Source organism: Collinsella aerofaciens (assembly GCF_039758815.1).
In the GTDB taxonomy this organism is placed as follows: Bacteria; Actinomycetota; Coriobacteriia; order Coriobacteriales; family Coriobacteriaceae; genus Collinsella; species Collinsella aerofaciens_BP.
In genome coordinates this window covers 1-5,627 of the sequence record NZ_JBDMSK010000041.1, presented here as the reverse complement: position 1 = coordinate 5,627, position 5,627 = coordinate 1, and the positions used below count along the sequence as shown (strand labels likewise).

At 62.0% G+C, this 5,627-nt stretch carries 4 protein-coding genes; 1 reads left to right on the top strand and 3 read right to left on the bottom strand.

Annotated features, from left to right (window positions below; genetic code table 11):
* Positions 1–117: 117 nt before the first annotated feature.
* The 3 genes from ABHT90_RS09890 to ABHT90_RS09880 form a co-directional block, all read right to left on the bottom strand.
* Positions 118–1,281, bottom strand: coding sequence for a phosphoglycerate dehydrogenase (locus ABHT90_RS09890; protein ID WP_346982392.1), 1,164 nt, complete (start codon positions 1,279–1,281; stop codon positions 118–120).
* Between the two features lie 69 nt (positions 1,282–1,350).
* On the bottom strand, positions 1,351–2,475 hold the full coding sequence (gene serC / locus ABHT90_RS09885; protein ID WP_346982391.1) for a 3-phosphoserine/phosphohydroxythreonine transaminase: 1,125 nt from the start codon (positions 2,473–2,475) through the stop codon (positions 1,351–1,353).
* Between the two features lie 227 nt (positions 2,476–2,702).
* Positions 2,703–4,304, bottom strand: a complete 1,602-nt coding sequence (locus tag ABHT90_RS09880) for a potassium/proton antiporter (protein WP_346982390.1) — start codon at positions 4,302–4,304, stop codon at positions 2,703–2,705.
* A 253-nt stretch (positions 4,305–4,557) separates the two neighbouring features.
* Here ABHT90_RS09880 and ABHT90_RS09875 point away from each other — a divergent pair, with 253 nt between their 5' ends.
* Positions 4,558–5,397: a metallophosphoesterase family protein gene (locus tag ABHT90_RS09875; protein ID WP_346982389.1), complete on the top strand. Its 840-nt coding sequence runs from the start codon at positions 4,558–4,560 to the stop codon at positions 5,395–5,397.
* The last annotated feature ends 230 nt before the right edge of the window (positions 5,398–5,627 follow it).

The following is a 5,627-nucleotide window of genomic DNA, read 5'->3' as shown; positions in this document are numbered from 1 at the left end:
TTGCCCGTATCGTAGGCAATGCGCCGAATGCTCGCCATCGAAATTTATCGATGGCCTATTTCAGACTGTAATGGGCGAATGGGCTTCGTGGTCTGTCTGGCAGGCTTGGCACCGGCGTTATTTAATCACGCGCACGCGATACATCGACGGAATCTGCTTGAGCGCCTCGATGGTGCTGCTGTCCAGGTGCTCGTCGGTGTCGAACATGGTGTAGGCGTTCTCGCCGGCAGACTCGTTGGTCATACGCTGCACGTTGGCGTTGTCCTTGGCCAGGATGGCCGTGATCTGGCCGATCATGTTGGGCACGTTGGCATGCAGGCAGGCAATGCGGCTTGCAGCGCGCGCCTTGCCCATGCTGCAAGCGGGGTAGTTGACGCTGTGGGCGATGTTACCGTTCTCCAGGTAATCCTTGAGCTCGCTGATGGCCATATCGGCGCAGTTGGCCTCGGCCTCGCCGGTGCCGGCGCCCGAGTGCGTGGTGATAAACGTGTTCGGCATATTGACGGTCTTGGGCGTGGCAAAGTCGCAACTAAACCAGCTGAGCTTGCCCTCGCGCAGTGCGGCGTCAACGGCGTCCTCGTCAATGATGGTCTCGCGTGCGTAGTTGATCAGCACGGCGCCCGGGGCCAGCAGGTTGATCTGCTCGGTGCTGATCATACCGATGGTGTCGGCCTTGCTGGGCACGTGCACGGTGAGATAGTCGCAGCCGCGGCAGAGGTCCTCGAGCGTGCCCACGCGCTGCACCTCGCGGCTCAGCACCCATGCGTGCTCGACGGAAATGAACGGATCGTAGCCGTAGACGTCCATGCCCAGATCGACGCAGGCGTTGGCGACCTTGGATCCCACGTTGCCCAGACCGATGACGCCGATGCGCTTGCCCTTGAGCTCGCGGCCCACAAAGGCCTTCTTGGCTTTTTCGGCATCGACCTGGATCTCGGGGTCGTCGGCGTTGTCGCGCACCCAGTTCATCGATTGCACCACGCCGCGGCTCGAGAGCACCAGCATGCCTAGGACGAGCTCCTTAACGGCGTTGCTGTTGGCACCGGGGGAGTTAAAGACGACGACGCCCTTCTTGGCGTACTCCTCGACGGGGATGTTGTTGACGCCGGCGCCGCAGCGGGCGATGGCGCGGATGCCCTCGGGCAGCTCGTAGCCGTGCAGGTCAGTCGAGCGCATCAGGATGGCGTCGGCCTCCTCGGCGGTGCTCACAAATTCGTAGCCCTCGCCAAACTCGACTTTGCCGTCCTTGGTGATGTCGTCGATGGTCTTAATCTTGCGCATGAAAAACTCCTTAGCAGGTTTGGTTTAAACAGGTGGTTTGAAGTGGCTGGTCGGCCCGCGCGTTGCGGGCTAGTTAGATCGCGGGCTCAAACTACGCTGCGTTTCGAAGTCCTTCATGTACGAGGCCAGTGCCTGCACGTCTTCCATGGTTACGGCGTTGTAGACGCTGGCGCGCATGCCGCCCACCAGGCGATGGCCCTTGACGTTTTGAATCTGGTGCTCGGCCGCGCCTGCGACAAAGGCCGCGTCGAGTTCGGCGTCGCCGGTGCGGAAGGTGACATTGGCGATGGAGCGGCTGTCGGCCTGCGTGGTGCCATGGAACAGCTCGCTGTGCTCGAGCAGGTCGTAGAGCAGGTTGGCCTTGGCCCAGTTGCGCTCGGCCATGGCGGCAAGTCCGCCGGTCTCCTCGACCCAATGGAACACCTTGCCGCACACGTAGATGCCAAAGGTGTTGGGCGTGTTGAGCATGGAGCCCTTGGCGGCCTGGGCCTTAAGGTCCATGTACTGCGGTGTCTGCGCAAAGGCGGGGCCGTCGGCGATGAGGTCGTCGCGCACGATAACCACGGTCACGCCCGCGGCGCCGGCGTTTTTCTGAGCGCCGGCGTAGATGAGCCCGTAGCGCTCGACGTCGAGCGGCTGCGACAGAAAGCAGCTCGAGACATCTGCGACCAGCGGTACGTCGCCGCAAGCGGGCAGCTCGTGGTACATGGTGCCAAAGATGGTGTTGTTCTGGCAGATGTAAACGTAGTCGAGCCCGTCGCCCGCGGCCTCGGCGGCAATGCGAGCGTTGATGTCGGCCATGTCGGGGATGCGGTCGAAGTTGGTGTCCTCGGAGCTCGCGAGCAGCACGGCCTCGCCGTACTTGTCGGCTTCTTTGTATGCCTTGTTGGCAAAGTTGCCGGTCACGATGTAGCCGGCGCGGCCGCGGCGCATGAGGTTCATGGGGATGCCCGCAAACTGCAGCGTGGCGCCGCCCTGCAAAAACAGGACGCGGTAGTTGTTGGGGATGCTCAGCAGGCGACGCAGGGTTACCTCGGCGTCGTCGATGATCTGTTGGTACATGCTAGATCGATGGCTCATCTCGAGCACGGACATGCCGCAACCGCGGTAGTCCATCATCTCGTCGGCGATCTCGGCGAGCACGCTTGTAGGCAGTGCGGCCGGGCCAGCTGAGAAGTTGTGCACACGTGCCATCTTCTAGTTCCCCCTCGTAGTCGTTTGAACGTTCGGGATACTTTAGCACAGTGCAGCGTCAGGCGCGACCGCATCACAGCAAAACCGGAGCGCGCCGCTATGATTTACAGGATGGTTACATGGGGGAGGGGTGCTTTACTCCTCAGGCAAATCCAAATCTGCGAGCGAAGGCATGAGGCTTTCTAGGCGCTTGATCTCTTCGTCGCAAATTAGCTACCTCCTGCCCGCTACGACGCGAGCGTGGCGATGACGGCTTCGTCGCCGGCGTATATTAGGGTGTTGCCGTCGGGGATGATCGTTTGGCCGTCGCGCTTGAGCATCACCACGATAAAGGGGTGCTTGCCCTGCGGCACATCGCGAAGACGCTGGCCGGCCAGGCGACCGTGGGGGGTTACGGTGACCTCGCGCAGCGTAACCTCGGCACGCTCTTCGAACGTTGGGGCGGCCATCACCAGCAGATCGCCTTCCTGGATCACGGTATCGCCGTTGGGCAGCACCGGGTGCGCCCCGTCGCGCAGCACCAGGACCACGAGCATGTCCGTCGCGCTGCCAATATCGGCGAGCGAGCGCTCGGCAAACGGATGGCCAGCACCCACCTTGAGCTTTACAAATGACATGCCGTCTTCGTCGCGATAGTCGTTAAAGGTGCGGCGCACGTCGCCGGTCGCATCGATCATATCGAGCTTCTTCGCCACCGCTGGCAGCAGCGAGCCCTGCACCACAATGCTCGACACGGCAATCACAAACACCAGGTCAAATAGGTCGTGTCCGCCGGGAACGCCGGCCACCACGGCAAAGAGGCTAAACACGACCGAAGCTGCTCCGCGCAGGCCCGCCCAGCTTACGAGCGCGACCTGGCGGGGGTTCGTCTTAAAGGGCGCCAGGAGCACGCCGACGGCGATGGGACGGCTCACGTAGAGCATAAACGCCATGAGCGCCAGGCCCGGCAGCAGCATCTGCGGCAGGCGTGCGGGCGTGACGAGCAGGCCGAGCAAGAAGAAGATCGTCATCTCGGCCATCTCGGTGAGGGTGTCAAAGAAGTGCGCCATCTCGACCTTGCCGGTGATGTCGCTCGCACCCAGCACAATGCCGGCCAGGTATACGGCCAAAAAGCCGTTGCCGCCCAGATAGCTTGGTAGCGCGTAGGCGACGATGGCCACGGCGAACAAGAAGATGGTCTGCGCGCCCTCGGCCGTTGCGTGTGCGCGTTCAATCAGACAGCCCGCCGCCCAGCCGATGGCAAGGCCCAGGCCCGCGCCCAGGATAATCTGCTTGGCCAGCAGTGCGGGAATGTTGATGTCGCCGCCGGCCGCGAGTGTGGCGAGCACGGCGGTGAGCATGTAGGCGACGGGGTCGTTGGAGCCCGATTCGACCTCGAGCAGCGAGTCGGTGCCGCCCTTCAGCGACAGGCTGTGCTCGCGCAGAACGCTAAAGACGCTGGCCGCGTCGGTGGATGCCACGACTGATCCCAGCAGCAGGCCGCCGATCCAGTCGAAGCCCAGCACGAAGTGGGCGAACACGCCGGTGATGCCTGCGGTGATGACGACGCCGAGCGTGCTCAGCAGCACCGCGGGCACGGCGACGGGCTTGGCGCGGTCGATGTTGGTGTTAAAGCCGCCGTAGAACATGATGAACAGCAGCGCCGTGCTGCAGACGGTTTCGGTGAGCGCGTAGTCGCTAAAGTCGATATGCGCCGGGCCGTTGACGCCCAACAGCATGCCGAGCGCGATAAAGATGAGCAGGGTGGGGAAGGGGAGTTTTTTGCCGACGGGTTTGATGGTCAGGCACAAAATGATGACGAGGCCGATAAAGAGAAGGATCTGGTTCATAGATGGTGTCCGCTCCTGGGTGGTTGGCGTGGCACGGTCAGTTGCCTGCGGTTATTTGTACCCAAAGATGGTTGGTTTATGGGGTTGGATTGCGGGCGTGCGCGATATCGTCATAGACGGCTGCCGTCTTTGCCTCTGCTCGGAAACCCTTTCCAGCTTTATTGCAACGGAGTACAATGGGTAACGTTTAAGTTCAACTTGAAGTTTTAGTTGCGGCACCGGGCTTCGGCCGCAATGCAAGGAGAGGCGTACCATGGCGATCTATGTGACATCTGATGCTCACGGGCACGTGCGTGCGCTTGACGAGGCCCTGTCTAAGATCTCGTTGACGTCCGACGACACGCTGTACGTGCTGGGCGACATGATCGATCGCGGGCCCGATCCGGTCGGCGTTATTAAGCTCGTGCGCTCGCTGCCCAACGCCCGCGTGCTCAAGGGCAATCACGAGCAGATCATGCTCGATGCCATCATTGGCCAGGATCCGCTCGATGCCGAGACCTGGGATATCAACGGTGGCTGGACGACGCGCGAGCAGCTCAACGACATGGAATTTGAGGCATACGAGGAGCTCGTGCGATGGATGGCCGCGCTGCCGCTCTACGCGGTGGTCGAGACTGCCGAGCGGCCGTACCTGCTGGTGCACGCCGGCATTCAGACCGAGGCGGCGCGTGCGTTTTTGCTTGAGCATGGTGTCGATTGCGGCGACGGCAGGGGAGCGGTCGATGCCGATCGCGAGCTGCTGCAGCAAATGCTCGCCGTACAGTCGTCCGATGACTTGCTCTGGATTCGCCATGGCTATTGGGATGCCCCGACGGGGCTGCTTTCTGCCGAGGGCAAGGGTTCGGTCGTGGTGAGTGGCCACACGCCAACGGTGTCGCTCGGGCGTTATTGCGAGGTCGGTGGTCTTGCGGGGCTCGATGAGGAATCGGGACGCGGGCAGATCGTGCGCTTGGGCGGCGAGGACACTGCCGGTGTGCCCGATCGCATCGACATCGACTGCGCCGCCGCCACCGGCTCCGAGTTCGGCCGCGTGGGCATCCTGCGCCTGGACGACGGGGCGGAGTTCTACGCGAACATCAACCCGGGCGAATAATCGGTGCAAGTGGTAGCTAATTTGGGACGGGACTTTTTTGACTACTTTTGCCCTTCTGCCCGCTAATTGACTTCTCTCGGACGGGGATTAAATAAGGCTCTGTTAGACCAGGATTGACATACATGTGTCCCCACGGTGCCATATCGTTAGCCACGTAGACCGCGACGGATGGGGGCAGCATGAACGCCGAAGACCTGGTCCTCAACTTCAAGAAGGACATCTCGAGCCTC